The organism is Streptomyces sp. NPDC111802 (assembly GCF_055634335.1).
The window spans coordinates 208,006-233,731 of record NZ_JBVKCZ010000006.1; the positions used below are offsets into that span (position 1 = coordinate 208,006).

At 67.4% G+C, this 25,726-nt stretch carries 25 protein-coding genes; 16 read left to right on the forward strand and 9 right to left on the reverse strand.

Annotated features, from left to right (window positions below):
- Window positions 1-18: 18 nt before the first annotated feature.
- The gene (locus tag ACZ7NC_RS08650) at window positions 19-1,437 is read left to right on the forward strand and encodes an MFS transporter (protein ID WP_471486142.1); all 1,419 of its coding nucleotides are present in this window, start codon (window positions 19-21) and stop codon (window positions 1,435-1,437) included.
- 8 nt (window positions 1,438-1,445) lie between these two features.
- Here ACZ7NC_RS08650 and ACZ7NC_RS08655 read toward each other — a convergent pair whose 3' ends face one another.
- Window positions 1,446-2,234 (reverse strand): class E sortase, encoded by a 789-nt coding sequence (locus tag ACZ7NC_RS08655; protein WP_471486144.1) that lies wholly within the window; start codon window positions 2,232-2,234, stop codon window positions 1,446-1,448.
- Window positions 2,235-2,474: 240 nt separating this feature from the next.
- On the opposite strand from ACZ7NC_RS08655, the gene ACZ7NC_RS08660 reads away from it, so the two are divergent.
- The 5 genes from ACZ7NC_RS08660 to ACZ7NC_RS08680 all read left to right on the forward strand — a co-directional run bounded on the left by ACZ7NC_RS08660 (window position 2,475) and on the right by ACZ7NC_RS08680 (window position 10,753).
- Complete coding sequence (locus tag ACZ7NC_RS08660) at window positions 2,475-3,947, forward strand: glycoside hydrolase (protein ID WP_471486146.1); 1,473 nt, start codon at window positions 2,475-2,477, stop codon at window positions 3,945-3,947.
- A gap of 177 nt (window positions 3,948-4,124) precedes the next feature.
- Entirely contained in the window at window positions 4,125-5,147 is a 1,023-nt protein-coding gene (locus ACZ7NC_RS08665) for an SEC-C domain-containing protein (protein ID WP_471486148.1), read from the forward strand.
- Between the two features lie 479 nt (window positions 5,148-5,626).
- Window positions 5,627-8,710 (forward strand): DEAD/DEAH box helicase, encoded by a 3,084-nt coding sequence (locus ACZ7NC_RS08670; protein ID WP_471486283.1) that lies wholly within the window; start codon window positions 5,627-5,629, stop codon window positions 8,708-8,710.
- A 42-nt stretch (window positions 8,711-8,752) separates the two neighbouring features.
- Entirely contained in the window at window positions 8,753-9,751 is a 999-nt protein-coding gene (locus tag ACZ7NC_RS08675; protein WP_471486149.1) for an SRA domain-containing endonuclease, read from the forward strand.
- A 27-nt stretch (window positions 9,752-9,778) separates the two neighbouring features.
- Window positions 9,779-10,753: a hypothetical protein gene (locus ACZ7NC_RS08680; RefSeq protein ID WP_471486151.1), complete on the forward strand. Its 975-nt coding sequence runs from the start codon at window positions 9,779-9,781 to the stop codon at window positions 10,751-10,753.
- Here the strand turns inward: ACZ7NC_RS08680 and ACZ7NC_RS08685 are convergent.
- The gene (locus ACZ7NC_RS08685) at window positions 10,708-11,379 is read right to left on the reverse strand and encodes an ATP-binding protein (RefSeq protein WP_471486153.1); all 672 of its coding nucleotides are present in this window, start codon (window positions 11,377-11,379) and stop codon (window positions 10,708-10,710) included. The two genes, ACZ7NC_RS08680 and ACZ7NC_RS08685, sit on opposite strands and share 46 nt — an antisense overlap.
- Window positions 11,380-11,582: 203 nt before the next feature.
- Between ACZ7NC_RS08685 and ACZ7NC_RS08690 the strand changes: the two genes are divergently transcribed.
- From ACZ7NC_RS08690 to ACZ7NC_RS08700, 3 genes are read left to right on the forward strand one after another with little or no spacing between them, the layout of a single operon-like run.
- A complete protein-coding gene (locus tag ACZ7NC_RS08690) occupies window positions 11,583-12,428 on the forward strand; it encodes a helix-turn-helix domain-containing protein (RefSeq protein WP_471486154.1) in 846 nt (281 codons plus the stop codon).
- Between the two features lie 14 nt (window positions 12,429-12,442).
- On the forward strand, window positions 12,443-12,634 hold the full coding sequence (locus ACZ7NC_RS08695; RefSeq protein ID WP_471486285.1) for a DUF397 domain-containing protein: 192 nt from the start codon (window positions 12,443-12,445) through the stop codon (window positions 12,632-12,634).
- Entirely contained in the window at window positions 12,631-12,912 is a 282-nt protein-coding gene (locus ACZ7NC_RS08700; protein WP_471486155.1) for a hypothetical protein, read from the forward strand. The genes ACZ7NC_RS08695 and ACZ7NC_RS08700 overlap by 4 nt, the downstream gene beginning before the upstream one ends.
- 589 nt (window positions 12,913-13,501) lie before the next feature.
- Here ACZ7NC_RS08700 and ACZ7NC_RS08705 read toward each other — a convergent pair.
- The 4 genes from ACZ7NC_RS08705 to ACZ7NC_RS08720 all read right to left on the reverse strand — a co-directional run bounded on the left by ACZ7NC_RS08705 (window position 13,502) and on the right by ACZ7NC_RS08720 (window position 15,864).
- On the reverse strand, window positions 13,502-14,086 hold the full coding sequence (locus tag ACZ7NC_RS08705; RefSeq protein ID WP_471486156.1) for an antibiotic biosynthesis monooxygenase: 585 nt from the start codon (window positions 14,084-14,086) through the stop codon (window positions 13,502-13,504).
- A 137-nt stretch (window positions 14,087-14,223) separates the two neighbouring features.
- A complete protein-coding gene (locus ACZ7NC_RS08710; protein ID WP_471486157.1) occupies window positions 14,224-15,075 on the reverse strand; it encodes a helix-turn-helix domain-containing protein in 852 nt (283 codons plus the stop codon).
- 23 nt (window positions 15,076-15,098) lie between these two features.
- Window positions 15,099-15,632, reverse strand: coding sequence for a DUF6879 family protein (locus tag ACZ7NC_RS08715; RefSeq protein WP_471486158.1), 534 nt, complete (start codon window positions 15,630-15,632; stop codon window positions 15,099-15,101).
- Window positions 15,607-15,864 (reverse strand): hypothetical protein, encoded by a 258-nt coding sequence (locus tag ACZ7NC_RS08720; RefSeq protein WP_471486159.1) that lies wholly within the window; start codon window positions 15,862-15,864, stop codon window positions 15,607-15,609. Before ACZ7NC_RS08720 ends, ACZ7NC_RS08715 begins: the two co-directional genes overlap by 26 nt.
- A gap of 289 nt (window positions 15,865-16,153) precedes the next feature.
- On the opposite strand from ACZ7NC_RS08720, the gene ACZ7NC_RS08725 reads away from it, so the two are divergent.
- From ACZ7NC_RS08725 to ACZ7NC_RS08745, 5 genes are all read left to right on the forward strand, one after another.
- The gene (locus ACZ7NC_RS08725; RefSeq protein WP_471486161.1) at window positions 16,154-16,483 is read left to right on the forward strand and encodes a DUF6415 family natural product biosynthesis protein; all 330 of its coding nucleotides are present in this window, start codon (window positions 16,154-16,156) and stop codon (window positions 16,481-16,483) included.
- A gap of 301 nt (window positions 16,484-16,784) precedes the next feature.
- Window positions 16,785-17,222, forward strand: a complete 438-nt coding sequence (locus ACZ7NC_RS08730; protein WP_471486162.1) for a glycine-rich domain-containing protein — start codon at window positions 16,785-16,787, stop codon at window positions 17,220-17,222.
- 94 nt (window positions 17,223-17,316) lie between these two features.
- Complete coding sequence (locus ACZ7NC_RS08735) at window positions 17,317-17,733, forward strand: hypothetical protein (RefSeq protein WP_471486163.1); 417 nt, start codon at window positions 17,317-17,319, stop codon at window positions 17,731-17,733.
- On the forward strand, window positions 17,730-18,341 hold the full coding sequence (locus tag ACZ7NC_RS08740; RefSeq protein WP_471486165.1) for a DUF5753 domain-containing protein: 612 nt from the start codon (window positions 17,730-17,732) through the stop codon (window positions 18,339-18,341). The genes ACZ7NC_RS08735 and ACZ7NC_RS08740 overlap by 4 nt, the downstream gene beginning before the upstream one ends.
- Window positions 18,342-18,758: 417 nt before the next feature.
- Window positions 18,759-19,001, forward strand: a complete 243-nt coding sequence (locus ACZ7NC_RS08745; RefSeq protein ID WP_471486167.1) for a hypothetical protein — start codon at window positions 18,759-18,761, stop codon at window positions 18,999-19,001.
- A 103-nt stretch (window positions 19,002-19,104) separates the two neighbouring features.
- Here ACZ7NC_RS08745 and ACZ7NC_RS08750 read toward each other — a convergent pair whose 3' ends face one another.
- Window positions 19,105-20,082, reverse strand: coding sequence for an ankyrin repeat domain-containing protein (locus ACZ7NC_RS08750; RefSeq protein ID WP_471486169.1), 978 nt, complete (start codon window positions 20,080-20,082; stop codon window positions 19,105-19,107).
- Between the two features lie 182 nt (window positions 20,083-20,264).
- Here ACZ7NC_RS08750 and ACZ7NC_RS08755 point away from each other — a divergent pair, with 182 nt between their 5' ends.
- Entirely contained in the window at window positions 20,265-21,002 is a 738-nt protein-coding gene (locus ACZ7NC_RS08755) for a YqeB family protein (protein ID WP_471486170.1), read from the forward strand.
- Between the two features lie 94 nt (window positions 21,003-21,096).
- The gene (locus ACZ7NC_RS08760; protein ID WP_471486171.1) at window positions 21,097-21,747 is read left to right on the forward strand and encodes an ABC transporter permease; all 651 of its coding nucleotides are present in this window, start codon (window positions 21,097-21,099) and stop codon (window positions 21,745-21,747) included.
- A gap of 324 nt (window positions 21,748-22,071) precedes the next feature.
- Here the strand turns inward: ACZ7NC_RS08760 and ACZ7NC_RS08765 are convergent, their stop codons facing one another.
- Both ACZ7NC_RS08765 and ACZ7NC_RS08770 read right to left on the reverse strand, forming a co-directional pair.
- Window positions 22,072-23,610, reverse strand: coding sequence for a hypothetical protein (locus ACZ7NC_RS08765; protein WP_471486173.1), 1,539 nt, complete (start codon window positions 23,608-23,610; stop codon window positions 22,072-22,074).
- Window positions 23,611-23,842: 232 nt separating this feature from the next.
- Window positions 23,843-25,513 carry a sigma-70 family RNA polymerase sigma factor gene (locus ACZ7NC_RS08770; protein WP_471486174.1) on the reverse strand — a complete coding sequence of 557 codons (1,671 nt, stop codon included), beginning with the start codon at window positions 25,511-25,513 and terminating at the stop codon, window positions 23,843-23,845.
- Between the last annotated feature and the right edge of the window lie 213 nt (window positions 25,514-25,726).

Sequence of the window (25,726 nt, forward strand, 5' to 3'; positions counted from 1 at the left end):
GATGCTACGGTGGGGCGCATGTCAAGGTTCAATGACCGAACTCTCGCCGAGGCCGCCGCCGCGCCGACCGCTCCCCAGCCCGCCCCGCCCGTCGCGGAGCACCCCCCGAACCGGCGCGCCACCCTCGCCCTGACCAGCGCCGCCACCGTCGTGGCGCTGATGACGTACACGGCACCGATCGCCACGCTCCCCCAGACCGCCGCCGCCCTGCACACCCCGCTCTCCACCCAGGCCTGGCTCCTCAACGGCACCCCGCTCGGCCTCGCCGCCCTCCTCCTGGTGGCCGGCAGCCTCGCCGACGACTACGGCCGCCGCCGGATCTTCGTCGCCGGCACCTTCGCCCTGGGCCTCACCACGGCGCTGGGCGCGCTGACGACCACCACCTGGCTCTTCACGCTCGCCCGCATCGCCCAGGGCGCGGCGAGCGCGGCGATCCTCGCCAGCAGCCTCGGCCTGATCGTCCACGCCTTTCCCGACCCACGCGGCCGGCTGCACGCGACCGGCGTATGGGGTGCCTTCGTCAGCGGCGGCATCGCACTGGGCCCGGTCCTCGCCGGCGCGATACCGAGCTGGCGGATCTCCTACGCCGTCCTCGGCGCCGCCGCGCTGATCGTGGCGACCCTCTCCACGCGCGCGCTGTCGGAGTCCCGCGCCCCACGCGGTGGCCGCCCCGACCTGGCCGGCGCGCTGACCTTCGGACTGGCCCTGGTCTCCCTGGTGGCGGCGCTGACCCTGGGCCGGGACGGCTGGCTGAGAGCGCCCGTGGGCCTGCTGCTCCTGGCCGCCGTGGCCCTGCTGGGGCTCTTCGCCGCGGTGGAGCGCCGCACGCCGACACCGATGATCGACCTGTCCCTGCTCCGCCACCGCCGCTTCCTCGCGTCCTCCGCGGGCGGCCTGTTCACGGGCCTCGCGGTGATCGGCCTGTTCAGCTTCCTGCCCGCACTGCTCCAGCGGACGCTCGGCCTGTCCGCGATGGAAACCGCGTGGCTGTTCCTGCTGTGGTCCGGCCTGTCCTTCGCGGTGGCCCTCCAGGCCCGCAGACTGTCGGGCCGGGTGTCGCCGCGCATCCAGCTCGCCCTCGGCTTCGTCCTCCACGCGGGCGGCGCCCTGGCGATGCTGGGCGCGCTCGACGCGGGCTCCTGGCCCCGGCTGCTGCCCGGCCTGCTGCTGGCCGGCATCGGCAGCGGCCTGCTCAACGCCGCGCTGCCCCTGCTCGCGGTGGAGTCGGTACCGGCCCAGCGAGCCGCGATGGGCTCCGGCGCCCAGCAGACCCTCCGTTACATCGGCTCCTGCGCCGGGGTGGCCCTGACCATCGCCCTCGCCACGTCCTTCGGGGACGGTCTCGCACGGGGCGCGGACCTCGCGATGACGGTCTCGGCCGGGCTGGCGCTGCTGGCGGCGGTGAGCGTGGTCGCGCTGCGGGAACGGGCGGCCTGAGGCTCGCCTCAGCGCGGACGCATCGAGACGAGCTTGCCCCACACCACCAGCCGGTACTTCGACGTGTACTCGGGTGTGCAGGTGGTGAGGGTGAGGTAGTAGCCGGGTTCCGTGTACCCGTGGCCCGGCTTGACGGTGGAGCGCGGGATCGGCCGGATGACGCTGCCGTCGTGGGCGGCGGTCCGCGACAGGATCCGGTCGACCGCGTACGTGTAGGTCGCGCTCCGCGTCTCGACCCGAACGGTGTCCTCGGGCACCAGCCGGTTGATGTACCGGAAGGGCTCGCCGTGGGTGTTGCGGTGCCCGGCGAGAGCGAAGTTGCCCGCCTGGCCCGGCTGTTGGGTGCCGGGGTAGTGGCCGACGTAGCCCTTGTTGAGGACGTCGCCCTTGCTGACGCCCTCGGCAACCGGGACGCGCAGGTGGAGGCGGGGGATGGTGAGGATGGCGTAGGCCTGGGACCAGTCCGGCACGGGCGCGGCGGCCGTCCGGCGCCGGGTGCCGGCGGACCGCTCGGTCGAGCCGCCGGGGGCCCCGGGCGAGGGCACCGGCTCGGCCGTCGGCGCCGGTACGGCCGTACGGGAGTCGCCGCTTCCGTCGTCCCAGGCCCGCTCCAGCGCCAGGACCTCCCGCTCGGCCCCCTCCCTCGCCTCCCGGTTGGTCCACCACATCTGATGGACGACCAGCAGCAGAAGCACCACCCCGACGGTGACGAGCGCCTCCCCGCCGCCCCACAGCACCCGCCGCCGCAGGGCACGCCGCCGAAGCCCGCTGTGCTGCACGACGCGAACCCGCACCATCCGTGGGCCTCCTTCACCGTGGCCGCCCGCACGATAGGGGCCGGGGCGCGAGGTCTCCAGACCCGTGCGTGTCCGACCGCCCGAACACCCCCTCCCCCCCTTCCTCCACCGGTTTGAGAAAGGGCCGTCAGAACCCTCGACAACCCCACACGCCACACCCGATGCTTCCTGTCGGCATCAACGGGACAGGCCACGACGCCGGTTCGACGACGACCGGCCGTTGAACGAAGCGGAGAAGTCATGATCCGACGCAGAACTCTGCTGGCGGCGACAGGCGGCGCCCTCCTCGGCAGCGCCGTGGCGACGGGCACCGCACACGCGGACGCCACCATCGCCGTCAACCCCGGCACGTCGTACGGCACCTGGGAGGGCTGGGGCACCTCGCTGGCCTGGTGGGCGAACGTCTTCGGCAACCGGAACGACTTCGCCGACCTCTTCTTCACCACCAACTCGGTGACCTACAACGGCACGACGCTGCCGGGCCTCGGCCTGAACATCGCCCGCTACAACCTCGGCGCGTGCAGCTGGAACACCGTGAACGGCGAGACGATGGCCGAGTCGCCGAACATCCCCGCCTTCAAGCAGATCGAGGGCTTCTGGCAGGACTGGAACAACGAGGACCCCACCTCCTCGGCCTGGCGCTGGACGGCGGACGCGACCCAGCGCGCGATGCTGCTGAAAGCGACGGCACGCGGCGCCACCACCGAGCTCTTCGCCAACTCCCCCATGTGGTGGATGTGTTCCAACCACAACCCGTCCGGCGCGGCGGACGGCGGCAACAACCTCCAGACCTGGAACTACCGCCAGCACGCATCGCACTTGGCGGCGACGGCGTTGTACGCCAGGAACAACTGGGGCGTGAACTTCGCGACGGTCGACCCCTTCAACGAGCCGGCGTCGAACTGGTGGACCGCCACCGGGACCCAGGAGGGCTGCCACCTGGATCCGGCGGTCCAGGCGGCCGTACTCCCGTACATGCGCAGCGAGTTGGACAAGCGAGGCCTGACGTCCGTACGCATCGCGGCGTCGGACGAGACGAACTACGACACGGCCCGCTCGACCTGGGGATCCTTCGGTGCGGCGACGAAGGCCCTGGTGTCACAGGTCAACGTGCACGGCTACCAGGGCTCGGGCGGCCGCAGGGACCTCCTCTACACGGACGTGGTGACGACGTCCGGCAAGAAGCTGTGGAACTCGGAGACCGGCGACGGCGACGGCACCGGCCTCACCCTGGCCTCCAACCTCTGCTACGACTTCCGCTGGCTGCACCCGACGGCTTGGTGCTACTGGCAGGTGATGGACCCGACGACGGGCTGGGCGATGATCGCGTACGACGCGAACACGCTCCAGCCCACCACAGTCCAGACGAAGTACTACGTAATGGCACAGTTCAGCCGCCACATCCGCCCGGGGATGAGAATCCTCGACACGGGCGTGAGCTACGCCGCAGCGGCCTACGACGCCTCGGCCCGCCGCCTGGTGATCGTCGCGGTGAACACATCGACATCGCCCCAGACCCTCACCTTCGACCTTTCCCGCTTCACGACGGTCACGGGCGGCTCGGGCGGCGTGGTCCCGCGCTGGAACACCGTGACGACGGGCGGCGACCAGTACCGGGCGTACTCGAACACGACGCTGAGCGGAAAGTCGGTGGCGGTGCCGTTCGCGGCGAAGGCGGTGCAGACGTTGCAGATCGACGGAGTGGTGATCTGACGTAGGGCTTCCGGAGCGCCGTACGGCACGTGACGGAACCAGATGAACGCGGGCGCCGACCGCCCGGGCACCGCCCGCCCTCGGGGTGCCCGCGATCATCCCCCTTCCCACCCCCTTCCCACCCTCTTCCCCCCTCTCTTCTCCGCTCCGCCATCCGTGGGCAGTACGGTGTCCCCCATGCGCCCCGACACGCCTGCCGAAAACGTCGACCACACCGCCGAAGCGGCACGCCTGGAGCGAACCGCCGGCCTCTACCCCGAGGACACCGAGGCCCTGCTGCTGCGGGCCGCGGCCCACCTGGAACTGTCCGGCGACCGCCCCGCCGCGACCGCGCTCTACGACCGCCTGCTGGCGTCGTCGGCGCCCCTGGACCACCCCCACCTGGTACGGGCCCTGAAGGCTTCGAACCTCTGGGAGTACGGCCACGAGGCAGAGGCCCGAGCGATCATCGACGGCGTCAGGGCAGCCTCCCCCCGGGACCCGGCCCCCTGGGTGATCATCGCGGAGGCGCTGGAGTCCCACGACGAGCTGGAGCAGGCGCAGGAGACGTTCACGGAGGGAGTACGCCTCCTCCTGACAGACGTACCGGAGCCCCCGTACTCCACCCACCCGCTCCTCTTCGGCCGCCACAGGGTCCGCAGGATGCTGGGCGCCCCCCACGACGAGTGGGACACCTTCGCGGACACCCTCCACTCGATGCCGATCTCCCTGGACGAACTCCACGACCCGAAGCGCGTGTGGTCCCTGGGCTCGGAAAACCCGGCGGAACTGGAGGCGGAGATCTCACGCCTGCGCGCGGAACTGGGCGCGTACAGGGAGGCCCTGTCCCGCCCGTTCCCGGTGGCGGTCCTCCACTGGACGGCGGACGAGCTGGCGGAACTGGTATCGGCGTATCCGTCCCTCGCCGTGGAGTACCCCTCCCACGAGGAACACCTGGCGACAATAGAGGCCTCCCTGAGAGAACTGTCGACCTCCGGCACCCCGAACCTGGGCATCGTGACAGGCACAGTCCCGTCCTACGAGGCCTTCGCCGCCTCAGAACTCTCGTCCCCGGACGACACGACCCTGCTACCCCAGTACGCGACAACGCTGGCGGCCCGGGGGCGGGCGGTGGCTTGGCCGCCACAGCGGGGGGCGGTTTGCTGGTGCGGGTCGGGGCGGGTCTATGGGGAGTGCCACGGGGCGCAGGCACCGGCCTGACGACCGCCCCCTCGACTAGCCACTCTCGGGCCACTCCACGCCCCACCGACCGCACGCCGCTCAGCTGACCCGGCGTGCCCCGAGCCGCCGATGCGCCCTCAACCCCGCCCAACCACCCAGCCGACCCCACGGCCCACCAACCTGGGCCACCCGCCTCTCCGGGCCGCCCGCTCGCTTCTCCCCCGTGCTGGAGCGGGCCGGGTCAAGGGTGGCCCGCAGGGCCATCGGCGCAGCCGACGCGGAACGCAGCGCAGCGGAGTGAAGCGCCCTTGACGCGGCCCGCGGAAGCACGACACTGCCAATGAAGCGGGCGGCCCCACGGCACCTATAGAGAAACCCAAGTCATCCCTGGGACTGACAGTGGCACCTGCTACAACAGTGCCCTTGCTGTGCGTGGGGATTGGGGAATCAGCGTGGCTCAGCCGAAGGATCTGTCACAGCCTGTCGCGGGTGTATACGAGGAACTCGTCACCCAACGCATGCAGGAGCAGATGGAGCAGTTGAAGGCAGCGGGCTGGAAAGCCATCGATGACGAGGTCAGCGAAGAATCGTCACCCCATGTACTCGCCCGACACATCAGTCAGGCCGTAAGCCGACGCCTCAGTCAGCTGCCGCATGACAAGCGCGTCGCGGTAGCCAACCAGATCATCGAGTCACTTGCATCCGACCCTGCGGACTTCGGAAACCCAGATGTTGTCGAGCGCATCGCCGATGGGCCTCGCCAACTCCTTGCCCTGGCCGAGAAGGAGGCCCCGGGCGTCTACGCAGTACGCCCGCTCACGCCCCTATCGGAGAGCGCGCTCATCACCAACTCTCCCGAGGATCCGAGCCTCGGGAGCGAGTTGCGCGCTGAGCTAGCAACAGCTGATCGCATTGATCTCCTCTGCGCCTTCGTGAAGTGGTACGGACTGCGCGTACTCGAAGACTCTCTCCGTGCCGCAGCGGAACGCGGCGTCCCTATCCGAGTCATCACAACCACGTACATCGGCGCTACCGACCGCCACGCACTCGACCGGCTCGTCCGCGACTTCGGCGCTCAGGTGAAGGTCAACTACGAGATACGCTCAACACGCCTCCACGCAAAGGCCTGGCTCTTTCGCCGCAGGAGCGGCTTCGACACGGCGTACGTCGGCAGCTCCAACCTCTCTAAGGCCGCGCTCCTCGACGGGCTCGAGTGGAACGTGCGTCTTTCCTCAGTGGCCACCCCGGCAGTGCTCAACAAGTTCGAGGCCACCTTCGACGCGTACTGGAACGACATCGCTTTTGAGTCCTACGACCCAGATCGCGACGCTCGCAAGCTGGACGAGGCCCTGCTTATGGCGGGCGGACCACCATCCAGCCAAGACTCCAAGATCAGCCTCTCCGGCCTCGAAGTTCGGCCGCACCCCCACCAGGCCGACATGCTGGAGCGGCTCCGCGTCGCGCGTGAGGTCCACGGTCACCAGCACAACCTGCTGGTTGCCGCCACCGGTACGGGCAAGACGGTCATGGCCGCCCTTGACTACCGCAACCTGCACAAGCAGTGGGGCGGCAAGCAGTACCCGCGGCTGCTTTTCGTGGCGCATCGAAAAGAGATCCTGAAGCAGTCGCTGCGCAAGTACCGCGAGGTACTCGATGACGCATCCTTCGGCGAAGCGCTCTTCACCAGCGAGCTACCCCGCGACTGGCGACAGGTCTTCGCGAGCGTCCAGTCACTCACCGACCAACGACTCGACCAGTTCGACCCGGAACACTTCGACATCATCGTCATCGACGAGTTCCATCACGCCACGGCTACGACATATCGCCGCGTTCTCAACCACTTCAAGCCGAAGCAACTACTCGGCCTGACTGCCACTCCCGAACGTGCCGACGGCCTGAACGTCCAGGACGAATTCTTCGAAGGACGGATCGCCGCCGAGATGCGGCTGTGGGAGGCCCTCGACAACGACCTACTCTGCCCATTCCACTACTTCGGTGTGCCCGACGGCACCGACCTCACTCGCCTCAACTGGCGTTCCGGGACATACGACCAGAGCCAACTCGGCGATCTATTCTCCGCCGACCACGCCCGGGCCCGCATCGTCATCAAGCAAGTGCGGGACAAAGTGTCCGACCCGATGAGCATGCGGGCGCTCGGCTTCTGTGTCAGTAGGAAGCACGCTCACTTCATGGCGAAGTGCTTCCGAGAGGCGGGCTTCAAGGCTGAGGCCCTGGACAGCGTGTCGAGGTCCGAAGTCCGTGACCAGGTTCTTTCTCAGCTCAAGGCCGGCGGCATCCAAGTCATCTTCTCCGTAGACCTCTTCAATGAGGGCTTGGACATCCCGGACGTCGATACGCTGCTCCTCCTGCGCCCCACGAGCAGCGCCACCGTCTTCCTTCAGCAGCTCGGTCGAGGTCTGCGCCGCACACCGGACAAGCCCGTGCTCACTGTGCTCGACTTCATTGGACAGCATCGTGCCGAGTTCCGCTTCGAGGAGCAGTTCCGCGCGATGACCAACCTGTCGCGTAACCGGCTTCTTGAGCACGCTGAGCACGACTTCCCTCTGCTTCCGTCCGGCTGTCAGATCATCCTTGAAGGCAAGTCCAAGGAACTCGTGCTGGACAACATCCGCACCCAGATCAAGGCGACCGTCCAGACCCTCGCCAAGGAAGTCAGAGCCTTCGATACGCCGCTCCTCGCCGACTATCTCAGGGAGAGTCGCCGCGAGATCAGGGAGTTGTACAAGTCAAGCAACTCGTGGACGTCGGTCCTGCGTCGAGCCGGCCTAGCCGACCTACCTGAACGGTCAGGCGAGGAAGACCTGTTGAAGCGCGTGCACGCATTTCTGCACGTCGACGACCTTGAACGTGCCGAGGCGTACACCCGCCTGGTCAGCGATGACGCACCGACGTACGAGTCGCTGAGCCCAAGGGGCAAAGCGTATGCGCGCATGCTCTTCTTTAACCTTTGGGACAAGGCCGGTGGGTTCAGCTCCTACACACAGGGGCTTGAATCACTCCGTGAGCAGCGAGCCTTCCGCGGCGAACTGCGGCAGGTACTCCACCATGCGATGGGCCAAGCCGACCACTTCCCCATCCCCTTGGAGGGCCCGCACGCACACATCCCCTTGAAAATCCACAGCGCATACAACCGCTCGGAGATCCTGGCCGCACTTGGCGTGGCTCGCTTCGGCGGCCAGATGCCCGGATCCTTTGCGCAGGGCGTCCTGTGGGACGAGCCGAACCAGACGGATGCGCTGCTGATCACCCTCGAGAAGAACGAGAAGGACTTCTCCCCGACCGTCCGGTACAAGGACTACGCATTGAGCCCTGCCCTCTTCCACTGGGAGTCACAGAGCACAACCGCAGACACCTCGCCCACAGGCCTGCGCTACCAGCAGCACGTCCAACGCGGGAGCCACGTGTTGCTGTTCATGCGGCGCTACAAGGACACCGACATCGGCAAGGCCCAACCCTGGATGCTGCTCGGCCCAGCGACCTACGTCGGGCACGAGGGCAGCAGGCCGATGGCCATCACCTGGCGACTGCATCATGAACTGCCTGCGGACGTGTGGTCGTACTCGGCCATCACAGCGGGCTGACCGGTCACCTTCACTGTCAGAGTGATCGACTAACGTCAGAGTATGGACATAGCTTCGATCAAGCCCGGTCAGCTGACCACACGCGCCGAGATGAAGGAGTTATTCGGCGGAGGGACGCAAGGGGGGATCATCCCTTCGGATACCACTCCAAACATCCTGATCTACGTCGATCACGACAGCGGCAAGAAGTTCGGCTACGAAGACGGTTGGCTAGTCGAAGAGGACGACCAGGGGCCTGTGTTCGAGTACACAGGCCAAGGCACCCAAGGTGATCAAACGTTTCTCGGGCAGAACGGTTCCCGCAATGCGGCAGTCCTGCGCCACGCTCAGATGGGAAGGACGCTTCGCGTCTTCATGGCAGCGGGCAAGGTCCCTAATAGCAAGTCTGCCGCCAAGCAGCAACGTTACGTCGGCGAATTCGAATTAGACTCAGAACAGCCCTACACTGTTCGCGAGGCAAACGACGAGAAGAATGAGCGACGCCGCATCATTGTCTTCCGAATGCGCCCCAAAGGCAAGTTCGAGCGCCTCGACAAGGACGCTATCACCCGCGCGGAGACCACCGATGCGCAGCAAATCTCAGTGAGCGTAGTCGCAATCGCGCCCGAAGAGCCCAAGGTAGTTGAACCAAAGAGGAAACGAACCTCAGAGAGCAGGCGTGCCGCTCAACCGAGCCTCATAGCCGACCTCCGTCAGTCCAACCTGCGGGCTCAGTACCTCAAGGAGCTCGGAGGAAAAGGACACAGAGTCTCTGCGTACCAAATCAAGATCGCAGGAACGACAACGATCCTGACTACCGACCTATACGACACCACCGAGCACGAATTGTATTCGGTGCGAGGCGAGAGCACGCGCGATGAAATACGCACGGCGATAGGGCAACTCAAGGACTACGTACGGCATGTCAGGCCGCGTAATCCAAAGTTGTCGGTGCTCCTGCCCGAGAGGCCGCAAGATGACTTGATAGACCTCCTTCACACAGAGGGTATTGACCTCGTATATCAGGACGGCGTCGGATACACGAGAAAAGTGGCCAAGTAGCGCTTCTCATACCCTCTTGGAGTCACCATGGCATCATCGCAAGAGCACGACTTCCTCTCAGATGCAGCTCTTCGCATCATGGAGAGCGCTTCGCGATCAAGGCTCTTCGGCTACACAGAAGGTCAGCGCAAACTCTTTGACTTCTCCTGCGATCTAAAGAGGGGCTGGTCGAAGGCAGTTGTCGGGCAGACCCTGTGGAAACATGGCGGGGACGGCATCGACAAGGACCTCCGGACGCTGCTCAACGAGCACGACGTCCATGCCGCCGTATACATCGCGCGCCACGAAAGCCGGCTCCGATCTCGATTCGCAGAAGTGACCCAATCCTATCTGGATGGTCCGTACCGGGATCGGCTTTCTCGCCTGCGCGTCTTCTGGGTTCCCGCAGACTTCGACGCGAAGAACAAGAAGGAAAAGGAAGCGGTCTACAACACGCTTCGGGACGAGCTAACTAAGGATCTCCTTCTGCACGTCGTTCTCGGAGGACTCACTCCTCAGGATGTACTCCGCTTCTCGTCCTCAAAGCGCCCAGGCCTCCCGATCTCCATCCTTTCGCACGTCAAAAAGTACGGGTACAGGAACCATAGACATACAGCTAAGGAGTTGAACGTCCCGCTAGACGCCATCCGGTTCGAGAGCGAGCGACTCTTCATCATCGGGTTTCTGGAGAGCGAAAGCCTGCAAGGCGGCTTGTATCAACTGACAGACAGCGGAAACGCCATGCTCGACATCTGCTCACGTCTCCGAGATTACCTCTGTGGAAACCTGGGCGAGGGAAACACAAATAAGGAGTTCGAGCACATAACCAGGCTGCTAGGAATCGACTATCCCTCGATACCTATCTCAACTCGCCTGACGATTGAGGATGCTGAGATAGATATACAAAACCCCACAGCGCTCCTGTTGCAGCACGTGACACAAGCCGATGCTGATGGTTCTGTAGAGTGGCCTGATCCTTACTTCGAGCTACCTTCAGCCTCGGAGATCTCCGCCTCAAAGTGAGTCTGCGCGAGGTCGAGTGCAGTATCGGCGTCGCAGCCATGCGCACTCAGCCAGTGGAGCAAGTCGGTGATGATGTCGATCGCCACCTCCTCTGCGAGTGCCACGCCTAGCGCGCCGGCTCGTGCTTGACGTGGTAGCTGAGCCCAGTCTTGCCTGTACAGGCTCATCAGAGCCTCGGCTCGATTCACTCTCCCACCTCCCAAGTGCTCATCAGTTGAGGGCAGCCCCGTCACCAGCTCACACCAAGTGGCCTTCTTCTCTGCGTGGAGTTGAACGCCCCATCTGTCAGCCACGGCATCAACGAGGGCCATGCCGCGCCCTGCTTCGGCGTCGTCCTCTGCGTTAACCAGACTGGGTAGAGCCCGCGTATCGGGGTCATGGACCTCGATACGCAGGCGGGTCCCCCTCATGGACACTGCGAGAGTCGCCGGAGTGCCGACTCCAACGTGGGTGATGACGTTCGCCACGAGTTCGCTGACGCAGAGCTGTGCGTCGGCGACGACCTCATGGAGACCCCACAGCTCCAAGTGCCTCCGCATGCTGCGGCGGAGACCCGCCACTCCCGCAGGCTCTGCTGCGAAGCGAAGGGTCCACGGCTTCCTCGACAGACCTGCGATGCAGCCCATCGCCCAACTCCTCTCATGCCAGGGCAAGTCGCCCTGCGCAGTTGATCACACACCCAGGGTTGCAGTGAGAGTCTCAAAATGGAACTCTCACGCCTGAGTAACAGGTGCACAGCCGCCTCATGCACGCCCCCAGCGCACACCACCTTGCAGCTATCTGGCGAAAGCACCACGATCTGACAGATCGACATGGAGGGCCTAGAAACATGGCAGTCGGACCCACTACTCGTAGGCGCCAGCTAGGCGCCGACCTGCGCCGTCTCCGGGAACGCAAAGGCTTGACCCTTGAGGAAGCAGGTGCACGAGTTGGTATCTCGAAGGCGACACTCAGTCGCTATGAGACGAAGGAAGGTACGGTCAAGTGGCCGGCTGTCGATGCCCTCTGCCGGGAGTACAGCGCTTCCGATGAAGAGCGTCTCGCCCTGGTAGAACTCGCGAAGGGCGCCAAGATCCAAGGCTGGTGGCGATCACTCGCCGACCCCATCCCTGAGTCCATGAACCTCATGCTCACCCTTGAGGACGAGGTCGTACGCGAAGACCACTACGCGAGCATGTATGTACCTGGGCTGCTTCAGACCCGCGCTTACGCCGAGGCGGTGCACCGAGCCTCCGAGGTGCAGTGCCCGGAGCGCGAAGTCCAACACATGGTGGACATCCGCATGAAGCGGCAAGAGCTCCTCGATCGCGACGAACCACCTCACATCTGGTGTGTGATCGATGAAGCGGCGCTCCGCCGCCAGGTAGGCGGCCGCGACGTCATGCAGGACCAGCTCCGGCATCTACACACCATCGCTCAACTGCCCCACATCACCGTCCAGGTGCTGCCGTTCTCAACAGGCGCCCATGCAGCCGCCGTTGGCAGCTTCGCGGTTCTGCGCGGCCCTACGCCCGAACTAGATGTGGTGTACGTGGACTTGCTCGGCGGTGGACTCTTCATGGAGAAGCCGCGAGAACTGGAGCGTTATAGGTTGGCGTTCGAATACCTCAGCGCACAGGCACTCGATCTTGAGTCTTCGGCAGACACCATCCACCGCATACATCAGGAGCTCTGATGACGGCACCCTCGATGCACCAATGGTTCAAGTCGTCCTACAGCGGTGGGAGCGGAACCGAGTGCGTGGAGTGCGCGCGTGCCGACGACGGCATAGTCGTACGCGATTCGAAACATGCCGATGGGCTGATGGTGGCGGTCCAAGGGCGAGCTTGGCGAGTATTCATAGATGCCTTGAGCCAGCAACGCTGGGGCAGACGTTCGTGAGCGACACTGTGCCCGCGGCGCTGCCGTTGAAGAACATCGGCGAAATTCGAGCCGCTCTTCGGTCTGGACACGGCTTTCCGGGCGACCGGGAGTTCTTGGAAGCAGATCTTCAGCGTGCGTTGGAGGCGTCGTCGGAGACGGACCTCAACGCTGTCGCCGCGGTGATCGTCGACTACCGGGGCAGGGTCCGGCTCTACCAGGACCCCGACTTTGACATCGCCGTGCAGGAGGGCATTGACCTCGCGGCGCGGCTGAAGCATGAGGGCGAGAGCCGGTGAGAGGCGTGATCGCGGCCGTGACCGCGCGTGCGGCCGATCGGGCGAAGGCTCTCGGAGCCGGGCAGGCGCTGGAGACACTTCGACAGGAACTGGACCAGGTCCCCAGGCTCAGGGTCCTGCTCGGGGGCCCGTCAGGACGCCACCGAAGTCCGCAAGACGAAGATCGAACCCCGGGCCGAAGTGCCAGGGGTTGCAGTGGCGTACGTGTACACGCCGGCACCGCAACCTCCCACTGTGGCCATCGTCGCGGTGACCCCGGACGATGGCGTTCTCGCCGAGTAGTTCTTCGCCGTGTCTCCCAAGAGCCTCGTACTCGACGTCGCGGGACCGTCACGCGGGACGACAACTAGTGTCACTCGTTGGCGGATGACTCGACATCCACCACCACAGCCTCTCCACCTTCGTCTGAGCCGCATCGCTCAGAGCCGCGGCAACCCCGACGCCGAACACCTCACTCACTCCGGCATCAACGTGGCGGCTAGAGACTCAGTGGACTCCCCGATCTCAGCCGTGCGTTGGGCTGGCGCGTCGCTGTCCGGATCGAGGATCAGCACGCGCAGACCGTGACCAGTAGTTACGGGATGACCACTTAACGTGAGGGCGTGGGATAGAGCCACAGTCGCAGCAGTCGGCTGAGGCGCGGCATCAGCACATAGGTCAGCGTGGGCAGCAGTACCGCCGGGAAGACGACCGCGCGCAGCGGTAGCGGCCAGCCGGTCGTGTGGGGCACGAGCAGCCACTGGACCAGCAGAACGAGCGGATACGCCGCGAGGAACGTGGTCAGCACCATCTTCCAGCGGGGCGGGGACTGCACCGTCGTACCGGGCAGGCTGAACCAGGTCTCCATCCCGGTGGTCGACTGCCGCTCGCCGCTGACCTCGGTGGCGATGTCCTCGATCCGTGCGTGCCAGTCCGCCCGCTCCCGGGACGTCAGCCACTGCGACAGCCGCTCCGGGTCGGAGAAGTGCACCACCGCGTGGAAGCGATGCCCGTCCTCGGGGCGCAGCCAGGCGACCCCCTGGTTGCCGGGGAACCGCGACGCGCTACGGGTGATGCCATGCGTCCACCGCTCGAACTCGGCTTCCTTACCGGGGCGGACCTTCCAGGTGAAGACGGCTGTAACCGGTTCGGTGCACTGGGTGCTGTGGTCCGTACGGAGTGCTCTGTGGTTCATACGGAACCGCGTGCCACGGACCGCGCCACTCATGCCCCGCGCAGGGCACAGTAAGGCTCCCGCGGGTCTGTGTAAGCGGCCCGGCCCGGACGCGGTCGTGACAATTGGGGATTTCTCCACTGGTCGCGCTGGCTGCGTCACCGCAGGGCCTCGATAGCCTGGAGGATGAGGGCCCGTGCCTCCGCCCCGTACACAGCCATACTGCGAAGTCGCTCAAAGGCCTTGATGTACAAGGCGATCTCGGTCGGCTGGGTGATGTTCACCTCGGCGGAGATCAGCTCTACGGACACGAGCGTGTCGTCGTGCACGTCGAACGTCTCCTGTGGCCACAGTGCACGCTCACGCGTCGCCATCGGGATGATGCCGAACGACACGGCTGGCAGTGCTCCCGCGGTGAGCAGGTAGCCCAGCTGTGCGGCCATCGCCTCCGAGTCGCCGAGTTGGTAGTAGAGCACTGCCTCCTCGACGACCATCACGAATCGGTGCCCTGGTTCGTGGATGACCTGTGAGCGCTGCAGGCGTGCTGCGGCGGCATCGGCTGCATCATCGGGGACACCGAGGAAGCGGGCGTTGGTGCTGAGCAAGGCCTGTGCATATCCCTCGGTCTGCAGCAGCCCGGGGACCAGGACCGGGGAGTACACCCGTAGCAGGCTCGTCGACTTGTACAGCTCCACGTAGCTGTCCTGCAGCTTCCGCAGGCCTGTACGAACACGCTGGCGCCACTCCCTGTAGAGGGATTCCGCATGCTGGGACGCTGCGATCAGGTCGGGGGCCTGGTCAGGGGTGCCAGTGGCTCGGCACCATAGGCGGATATCCGTGGGCGATGGCGGTGTCCTTGCGTTCTCGATGCGGGAAGTCTTGGCATGATGCCAGCCGCATTGAGAGGCCAGCTCAGTGACCGTCAGGCCGGCGTCTTTCCTCAGATCACGTAGCTGCCGCGCCACCTTCTCGCGCGCGGTCTGGGCTGAAGAAGACGGGGAGATGGGCATGAGCTGGCCAATAGTGCTTTCTGTCAGTGGATCTCGTAGCTGTCATGCGGGACAGCGCGTTCCCATACTGCCTCGAACGCATCCGAGCACTGCTTGACGATGCTGGGCTCCGTTCGTAGTTCCATGGGCGGATCGCCCCAGTTGCCGTCCCCTGTGAAGTGGTTGAAGAGGACCTGAGTGCCATCGAAGATCCACAGGTCGGCGCCCGGCAGCATTAGGTCGGCTGCCCGATGACGGGGCAGCCACCGCACCCGTTCGCCTGCGTGCACGTTGACGGCTGTTCCGGCGTGCTCGTATCGGATGTAGTCGGTGACGGGTTCGGACACGATGCGAGCACGCCGTACGGCGACGCCACGGGCAACCGCGCGGGAGATCATGTCAACCCAGGGCGCCCAGTACTCGGAGTTCGGGTCGGCGTCGCGCTGCCCGTTGCGGAGCCAGGTGTTGAAGTCGTCCGCCTCGTCGCCGACTGCGTACTGGTCACGCATTTCGAGGTGCACGGCCGAGCACTGCGCGGCCTCCATGAGCTCGTCAAAGCTGGGTACGTTCTGCGACATCGCAGGCCTCCCTGAGTACAGGCACCAGGCGGGCGGGGATGCGGATCACCGTTTCGTGGGCGGGGATGTCCTTGGTGTGCCCTGGTGCCGTGTTCTCCACGCACTGGGTCTGTGTCTCTTTGTCGGCCGTGTAGCTCTGGATCACGATGTCCGCGTTCTCCAGGTCCACCCACGCGGTTGGTGACCCGTTCTTGCCTGTATCCGGGTCGATCCCGATGAACTGCAGGTCCATGGCTGCCTTCCGTTCGGTGCGCCGATGTGCAACAAACTCAGGCCAAATCCACTTGTGGTCAAGAGCATGAAGTAGCCAATCAGCTCTTCAGTGAGTTGTGCGCACATTGGTGCACATCGCTGGCCGCGCTGCATCTCACGCTCATAGCGTCGCGCTTGCACAAGGGCCCGGTGAGGCCGTGCGACCTCCCGAGGCATGGCCGACGTCAAGGAGCGCCAACATGAGACAAACTGCAGCACGTCCCCCAAGCAGCGAGGGCCAGGATCAGTTGCCGCCTGATCTTGAAGTGATGCGGGATAGCGCCCGTCAGTTACTCGACCTGGATTCCGCGCCGGACGTCCTCCCCCAGAGCCCTCCCGAATTGGACACGTTCATCCTCAAGGTCCGCGGGCACGTGGAGCTCCTCGCCCTCGACGTCGAGGAGGCCGCCCGGAGACTCCCCAAGCACGAGGTGCTGCGCTACTGCGCCCTTGCCTGCATCGGCGAGGCGCGGGGGATTCTGCGCATCAGCCCACGTGCCAGGCTCAGCTCTGACGTCGCCTACGCACGCCGCATCGCCCGTGTCCTGAACGCCCTGTGCGATCACTACGAAAACCTGACCAGTCACGACAAGCGATGACGACCTTGCGGGTCTCTCGCTGCTGCGACCGCCTGGCCATCCGCTCTCCGCCTGCTACTGCCGTCTCTCTCTACAGGCAGCCACGGCGTACGCCCTGATGAAACCCGCGCTGTCGGCCCGCAGGTCCATGCAGCGGGATGGAGAGTCCCTCTCCCGGCCACCCACGGCCGGCATTCGGCACTCCGGGAGAGAGCTACCCGAAAGTCCTCTCACTGTGAGGTGAATCTGTGCTCAGCACCACCGACAGGCCGTCCGTGCCAGTCCCTCCCAGCGGCAACGCGAGCGTGAAGGAGGGCGAGCGATGACTACCCCAGTCGCCGCCAAACCGCGCACCGGCCGATCCCTCGTCACCAATGGCGACTTCGACATGCTCGCCGCCTTCTGCGCCGACGAATACGGCCTGGAACGCAGCGGCGCCGACCGCGTCATCGACCAAGCCCTCGCCCTCGTCTTCGTCATGGGCTCCACCGGCGCAGGCGCCACCATGGCTCCCTCCCAGCTGGTCGACCCCGGCTGGCACACGCTCATCCTGCACACCGGGTGGTACGCCGACTGGTGTCAGCGGCAGTTCGGCTACTTCCTGCATCACCAGCCCAACTCCAAGGTCCGCACGCGCGGGCTGATGGCGGACGTCGTCACCAGGATCCGGGCTGCCGGCTTCGAGGTCGACGAGCGGCTGTGGGGCACGGCTGCCGACTGCAACCCGCCTGCCTGTTGTGGCGACGGCCCTTGCTGCTGAGCCAGCCCTGCGACCCGCCCTTCCGCGAGAGGGCGGACCTGTCCGGCACCGGCCCCAAGGTCCGCCCATCTCGTCATCCCAGAAGGATCCGTCCGTGTCCCTCACCACTCTGACCGCGGCCAGCCGCGTGACCGTCTTCCCTCTCGAAGACCTCTCCGTCGCCTACACCACCCAGTCCAGCGATCAGCGCAGCCTGGGCGACATCGGCCTTGTCGCCATCGTGGATGAAGGCAGCGACGGGGAGGAACTGTGGCGGCTGGCCCGTGACGTGGGTGGGCGTACCACTGAGGGGGACCAAGCCCGCTGGATCCTCACCCAGGCCAGTCGGGCGCGCATGATCGGCACGTACGGCAACCTGCCCGATGCGAGATGGACGGCGTACATCCGTCGTCGTCTTGAGCTCGACGCACTTTTCGCCAATCACGACGTACTGATGACGGGCCGGATTGCCCTGTACGGCCCGCGGGCAGTGACGGCCGAGAAGAAGCCGGCTTGGAGGGGGAGAGCGTGACCAGTCTGATTCCATGGCAACAGCGACTGTCCACCGGTACCGAAGACATCCAGAGTGAAGTCATCGACTGGTATCGCCGGACCCCGCACGGCAAGGCATACGTCCCCACCATGATCTGGGGCACGCTCCAGACCGAGGCGTACGCGACAGTGATCCTTCGTCGGGTCGTCGAGTTTCTCGGTGTTCCTGATGACGTTCCCGCGGGCGTGGCCAAGCGGATGGAACGTCAGCAGGTGCTGTACGACGGTGAGCATCACTACGACGTGATCCTCGGCGAACAGGCCCTGTACACGAACGTCGGCGGGCCCCATGTCATGCGCCAGCAGATGGAACGCCTCCTGCGCGACATCGACTTGCCCTCTCTCACTCTCGGAGTGCTTCCCACCACCGCCGAGGTGAGCGTGGTCCCCTTGCCCGGCTTCAACATGCACGGCGATGACCGGGCGCACTACGAGCTCGTCTCCACGGGGGTGGACATCACCGACCCGGACGAACTCGCCCTTCACGACAAGGCGTTCAACGCCCTCAGCGCTGCCGCTGGTTATGGGGATCCCGCCAAGGAACTGATCGGCAAGGCCCTGCACTTCTGGAGCAGGAGAGCGGCATGAGGACGATCAACGGTGAAGTCGCGGTCGGGTTCGAAGCCGTGCGAGAGGCCTTCGCGGCGAACTTCGAGCAGCGTGGGGACATCGGCGCGGTCGTCTGCGTGTATCGGGATGGACGGGCGGTTGTGGATCTGTGGGGTGGGGTGGGGGGTGGCCGACACGTGGGCCGCCGGGCGGGCGTGGGGGGGCGGGATACGTTGCAGTTCGTAGTTCGGCGCCCCGGTGCCGCGTAGCTGATGGGGCCTCATGGGCTCCCTCTCCACCTGATGGGACCTCAGTGCTCCGCCAAGCTGACTGCCCCTCATGGCCGTGGCCCGTATGGCAGTCCCGATGAGCGTCTCCAGGCATATCGGATTAGCCTCCCAAATGAGCGCTAAGTGGATCTTTAATGACGCGCTCCACTCGAACCAAGGAGGAGACATGCGCAAGCTTCAGAAGGCCGCTGTTGCGGCCGCGATGGTCGGGACCCTCTGCCTCATAGCCACCGGCACTGCCACCGCTCAGCCCGCGTACGACGGGCATGGCCACAAGAGTTGCAAGTCGCACGACCTGAACATCGACATTCTTGGTCAGGTCGGGGTGCTCCCCGGTCTTGCGGGCAACTTGGGCAACGGTGAGGGCAACCCGGGCGCGATGTACACCGACGTCGGCTCCGACTGCTGAGTGGGAGCGACTCCCTCACCTGGTTCGCTGAAAGGGGCCCTGGCGCCCGGGCACAAGCCCGGCGCCGGGCCCCTGCGTCACGTCCTGCTCGTGCGACGGTCGCTCACACCGTCCAGTGATCCCGCTCCGGCAGCTCCACCCACCTGTCCGGCGGGCCCGTCACAGCTCGTGCGTCCGTCAGGCGCAGGCCCGCCCAGGCGCACGAATACGCCACCGCGTTGTGGCGGTAGAGGTAGGACGCCAGGACCTCCTCGGGTGTGGCGTCCGGGTCGGGGGCGCCGGCCGGGTGGAGGTCCGAGGCCTCCAGCACCCCGTTCCGGGTGATGCTGCCCTGGTTGCCGCTCTTGGGGTTGGCGTAGAGGCCGTAGCTGATGGTGCCGGTGGACAGGCGGGTCAGTACGCCGGGCATGGACGGTGCGTATCCCCAGGGCTGGGTGACGACGCAGCCGCCCGGGACCGTCGTCACGCCGACGATGCGCAGGGTCTCGTCCAGGTCGTAGGCGTACGGGTCGTCCAGGATCTCGGCCGCCTCCGAGGCGTCCGCCGGTGTCGCCTCCAGGCGGCGTATCGCCTCGTCGGCGTCGATATCGGCCACGCAGGCCAGGCCCAGGCCGTCGTATTCGATGTCGGTCAGTGTCTCGACCAGGCGTCTGCCCTCCTGTGCCGCCTTGCGCTCCTGCTCGGTCAGGCCTGGTTCGCCGTGCGGGAGAGGGAAGAGGTCCGGGACGGGGCCGGCCAGGCTCAGGCGTCCTGGGGACCAGCCGCCCATCAGGGGACGCCAAGGGTCGGCTCCGGCGGCGGCCAGGGCTCGGGCGTTGTCGGGGCGGTCGTACATGACCGCTTCCCACAGGGCCGTCGTGCCGTACTCCAGCGCATCCACGTCGGTCACGCGCCGGGCCAGTTCAGCCACCACCTCCGGTGAGCCCCAGGCCGCAGCTCTGTGCAGGGGGCGGCTCTCTCCGCGGCCCCATCGTTCCGGGTCGGCGCCCTGATCCAGGCGGTGCCTCACGTCGTCGTAGTCCTGCCAGCCCTCCCAGGTCATTCCTGTCCAGCCGTGCCCGTCCTCACGAGCCGTCACCATGCCTCCTCCAGCCGCGGTTCACGCTCCCCCTCCACGCACACCATCGCAGGCGGGTCTGACATCCGGTCGACCAAAGTCGCAGGGCTGTAGACCATCGGCCGATGGCAGGCGGTACGAGGTCTCGTCAGACTCGGCGACACCAACAGCAGTCGAAGCCGACAGAAGCAGACGAGGCGGGGGACATGGCGCGTACGGGGGACGTCTGGAGTGTGGGTCGCGTGAAGGGGCGCGGGGGCGGCGGCGGTCCTGTTCTCGGCAAGGACACCGTCCTCGCCGAGTCGGCTTGGGTTCTGACGCTCTTTTGTACGGCGTGCGGGGCCGGTGCCGGCTGGCTCGTCACCCTTCTTGCCGACTGGCTCGTGACGTTGTCGTGGGCGCCGTTGCAGGGGCCGGCCGAGTTGGTGACGCCCGTGCCGGAGCCGTGGCTGACCATCGGTGGTGTCGCGGTGGGTGCGGTGCTGGGGCTGGGGGTCGGGTTCATCGCGGTGCATGAGTCGCTTTCGGTGCGTGTCTCGGCCGGCCGTGTGGTCCTCGGTGTTCGGGACTCCTCGCAGGAGTTCGGGCGGGAGGAGATTGACCTGGTGGTGCGGGACGGCAAGCAGCTCGTGCTGCTCGGGGCGGACGGTATGGAGATCGCTCGGGAGGACTGCGGGTTGCCCTGGGCTCGGGTGGCCGAGGCGTTCGGCGCGCACGGTTACCGGTGGGCGGACGTGGATCCGTATCGGGGGGAGTTCAGGCGGTGGGTGCCCGGGATGCCCGGGCTGCCGGATGGGGCGGACGCGTTGCTGCGGGCCCGTGCGGCGGCTCGGGAGAAGGACGGGGGCGCGGAGGACGCGCGGGAGCTGCGCCGGGAGTTGTTGCGGCTCGGCGTCGTCGTGCGGGATGAGGAGAAGCGGCAGTACTGGCGTCTGCCGGGGTGAGGGAGTCATGTGGGGTGGGTCGGCTCTGCGGGCCGTACGACGGAGGCGGAGGCACCCTGACGACCTGACATCGCCTGCAAGCGAGTCTCGGTAGTTGAGCCGCGCCGTTCGCGTCCGAGCCGCCCTCGCTCGACGACACGAAGCAGCCGGCCGCGCGGCCCGGGTGAGCGCGGGCCTGACGGAGGTGGCCTCGACGCTTCCGGCCGTTCTCGCCGGGCTGCTGACCACGGCGGTGACCGGGCCGTCGGTGTGGGGTGCGGCGCTCGCGGTGTGCCTGGCCGGCTGGACTCCGTACGCCGCCCAGGCCGCGGCGCTGCTCGAAGAGGAACGGGCGAGTGGTCATATGCTCGCGTCGATCTCGTTCGGGGCCGGCCCGCTGTACCTGCTGCGCCACCACTACCTGCCCGCGGTCCTGCCCGCCGTACTGCGCAACGCCCTGCTGCGGCTGCCCACCTGCGTCCTGGTGCTGGCCTCCCTCGGCTTCCTCGGCCTGGGCGAGCAGCCGCCGACGCCTGAGTGGGGGCGGCTGCTGTCGGAGAACCAGCCGTATGTGGAGTTGGCGCCGTGGACCGTGCTCGGGCCCGCGGGCGCGCTGGCGTTGCTTTCCGTTCTCGCCGTGTCCGGTACGGCGTCGGGGCGCGGTGAGGGGCGCGTGCAGGTTCGGCGTCGAGTGCGTACTGCGGTTCGAGGGCCTGTTGTGCGGGCTGAGAGGATTACGCGGACCGTAAAGCAAGGAGGGGGATGAGCTTGTACGAAATCGTCGTCTTGTCCGGCGTCCTCGCACTCGTCATCGGCGGGTGCGTCTGCGTCGTGTGGGCGGAGCGGGGCGGCCCGCGCTGGGTGCGTGGAGTGGCCTTTGTGACCCTGGGGTTGAGCCGGTTGGTGCGCGCCTTGGCGCGTTCGAGTGGGAAATCGAGGTCGGGGTCGAGCTCGGACGGGGGCGACTGACGGCTCGACCGACGACTGAAGTCGTAGGGCTCGCGGTCGGTGGCGCACGGCTGTTTCGCCCGGCCGTGAGGCTGACGCGGGCCGCGCCGAGGGGGTAGCGGTCGGCGCGGCCCGCGTGAGGTCAGCCGGTGGCCTCCGCCGGCGGGGCGGCTGTCGCCGCAACCTTGCCCTCCGTCAGGAGCCATTCGCGGTGCAGGGCGCCCAGCGGGATCTTCGTCTGGAAGACCGGCGTGCCGAAGATGGTCAGTTGGAACTGGAGCGAACCGGTCAGGTCCACGCCGCCGTAGAGGGCATAGGCGCCGGTTGCCGAGCCCGTGCCGTCCGCGGAGCCCTCGGCCGAGGCGTCGGCGTGGGCGCGGACGTACGGGGCCAGGTCGGCGGTGACGCCCACGGTGCCGTAGAGGCCGACCGTGGCCTCGGCGCCGAGAGCTGCCTTGACGTCGCCCGCCGCCGTCACGGTGGCCTTCAGGGGCTCGCCTGTCATCTCGGACTCGCTGACCGGGGTCCAGCCCTTGGCCCAGGAGAAGGAGCCGCCGACGCGGAAGTCGCCCTTGAGGTCCTGTTCGACGTCGACGGTGACCCTGCCGTCCGCGTTCACCTGGATGTAGCAGGTCAGGTCGAGGTTCACGACCACGGGGATCGGGCCTACCTGGATCACCGGGTCGGAGTGGAGTTCCGCGAACGGGATGCGGATCGGCTTTCCGTTGGTCGAGCCGACCGCGCGGCCCTTCAGGGACCACTGGGAGGCCCAGTCGCCGGACAGGCCCAGGAAGGCGGCGCCCGGCGAGGAGCCGGTGCCGGAATCGGCCGTGCCGGAATCGGCCGTAGCGGAATCGGTCCTACCGGAATTGGCTGTACCCGCATCGCCCGTGCCACCGGAGCCGTCGTACGAGAACGCGACCTCCGGGGCGAGTTGGACGAAGCCCTCCACCGACGCTGCCGCCGACGCCGGGGCGCCCTCCGCCGTGGCGACCGCCGCGCCCACGTCGATCCGCAGGCTGCCCAGCGGGAGCTTCGCGCCCTCGGGGCCGAAGTGGAGGTCACCGGTCTTCGCCCAGGAGACCTTCACGCCCTGGACCAGCGGCTCGACCTCGACGGCCGACGGGTCCACCGGGACTTCACCGTCGGCCTTGCTCTCGCCGAGCACGGAGTTGAGCTTCGCCGGTTCCGTCTCGACCGTCGTACCGCCGCTCTGAGCGGCGCCCACGACCTTCGTGACCTCGGCCAGTACGCCGTCGGGGGCGCCGGGGGCCGGGGCGCTGGCGATGATGTCGCCGACGCCGACCGGGGGTTGGGCCGCGGGACTGGAGGTCGGGGCGGCCGAGGGATCGGCCGACGGGGTGGCCGTCGGTTTCGTGGCGGACGGCGCCGAGATGACGGCCCGTCCGGTCTTCCGGTCGTACGAGGCGACCTTGAGGGAGGACTTCTTCGCCCTGCCTCCGTCACCGCCGTCGGCCACGGCGGTGGGAGTGGCCGTACCGGACGGGGCCGATACGACGGCGAGTTGTTCCTGGGCCGCGGCGGCCTCGGGGCGCTCGGACGCCGTCGCGGCCGCCGCGTCCGTGGTGGTCGGGGAGTTCGTGGAGCAGCCGGTGGTCAGTACGGCCGCCAGGGCGATCGCCGACAGTAAGGCATGGCTCTTGAGCCTGGGTCTGTGCATGCGTGTTCCTCGGGAGCGGTGTATGGGGGTGCGCTGCAGGAGGTGACGCATGGGGGGTCGGTGGCGGGCCGGTCATCGAGGCACGCCGAAGAGGCCGGTCCGGCGCTGTGCGCCGACGTTGGTTACCCCCCAGTAGTCATGCATGAGCATGCCAGTACGGCGGGCGTGGCATCCGCTTTCTTTTCAGGGGGGACCGGTGACGTGGGTCACACCTGGTCAAGGTGATCTGCGGTCAGTTCCCGCAGCCGCTTCCGGGGTTCTCCGGGTTCGCTGGGTTCTCGGGGTTTTCCGGGGTCGGCTGCGGGTCGGGGGTGGGGGCGGTCGCCCCCGGCGGGGTGTCGGTCTCCGGAGGCTCCGCAGGCTCCGGTGGCTCCTGCGGCTCCGGATTCTCGGGCGTGCTGGGAGTTTCCGGGTACTGCGGGGGGCTCGGCGGCTCCGGCACCTCCGGCTGCTCCTCCACCGGATCGGCCGGCTCGGGGTCGACCGGCTCGGGGTCGGCCGGCGCCGGAGGGGCAGGCGGCGCGGGGTCGGCCGGCGCGGGGTCGGCTGGCTCGGGGTCGACCGGCGCCGGAGGGGCAGGCGGCGCAGGAGGGGCAGGCGGCGCCGGAGGGGCAGGCGGCGGTACGGGCACATCGACGTCCGGCTCATCCGCCGGCGCCGGCTCGGCCACGGTCACCGGCTCAGCCGCCGCCCCCGAACCATCGACGGAATCAGAAGCACCTCCGGCGCCGACCGCACCGACGACATCCACGGCCACCGCCTCGGCCTCACCGTCGGCCGGCTCCCGCTCCTCCACCGGCTTCACCTCAGGCACCCGCACCGGCCCGACGGGGTCCCCCGGCGTCCCCGGCACATCCACCCCCGCCCCCTCCGACGGCCGAGCCCCCACCGGCGCCTCCGCCAACGGCACTCGCGGTGCGGACGGCGTCGAAGCGGGCCCGCCCGTGCCCAGGGCGAGCATCATCGCGAGGGCCGCGCCGGCCACCGTCGCCCCGGCCGCGACAGCCGCCGGCACCTTCGCACCGCCGCCGCCGACCACCGCTTGCCGGGTCGCGTGCAGCACACCGCCGATCTGGCCGCCGAGCGCGGCCGTCGCACCGGCCGACCCCGCCGCCAGCGGCAACAGGAACTTCCCCGCGCTGCCCACCGCGAAGACCAGCAGGGCCGGGCCGACCAGCGCGGGCAGGCGGTCGTTGGCGCGCATGAGCACCGCGAGCCGGCCGCGGCAGTCGTCGCAGGCGTCCACATGGGCGAGCAGGCGCTGCGACTGGCGGGGGGTCGCGTTGCCGCGTACGTACGCCGGCATGCGCACCCAGTGGACCTCGCAGGCGGGGTCGTCGGGGGCGCCGGTCTGGGAGCGCAGGAACGCCTGGCGCATGCCCTCGCGGGCGCGGTGCAGCAGTACGGCCGTCGCTCCCTGCTTGGCGCCGATGCGCTGCCCGACCGTCTCCAGCGGCTGGCCCTCGGCCTCCGCCAGCCACAGCGCCCGCACCCAGCGTTCGGGCAGCTGGCCCAGCACGCGCACCAACAGGTCGACGGACGAGACCTGTTCGGCGGGGTCGGCCATGTCCTCCGCGTGCACGGCGATCTCCGCGCGCTCGGTGGCGCGCGGGTCGTGCGGGGTCTCGCGGGCATCGCCCACGGCCGTCGCCGCCAGGTGCCGCACCGTCGTCATCAGGTACGCCGGCACGTTCTCGATCTCGTGGCCCTGCGACAGCCGGCGCCAGACGCGGAAGTGCGCCTCGGCGACCAGGTCCTCGGCCACCCAGGGGTTGTTGCGGGTCAGTGAGCGCGCGAAGGCGACCAGACGCGGCTGCTGTTCCTCGTAGATACGGGCGTAGGAGGCGGTGGCGGACGGGGGAGGTGACGCCTGGGCGGGCACCTTGGGGAAGCCGTCGGACATGGCGGGAACGCTCCGGTTGCCTGCTGAGCTGAAGGGCGCGAACGGGTTTGTCAGCGTAGATGACTAAAATCTCAAGTAAATGGTTCGCGTGACTTAGATCACAGGCGAGGGGTTCCGGTTCGGCGTAATCAACGGGCCCGCCGGGCGGTCGAGAAGGCGCACGTGCACTGACAAGAGGCACCGACAACAGGAACCGACAACGGAGAAGACCGA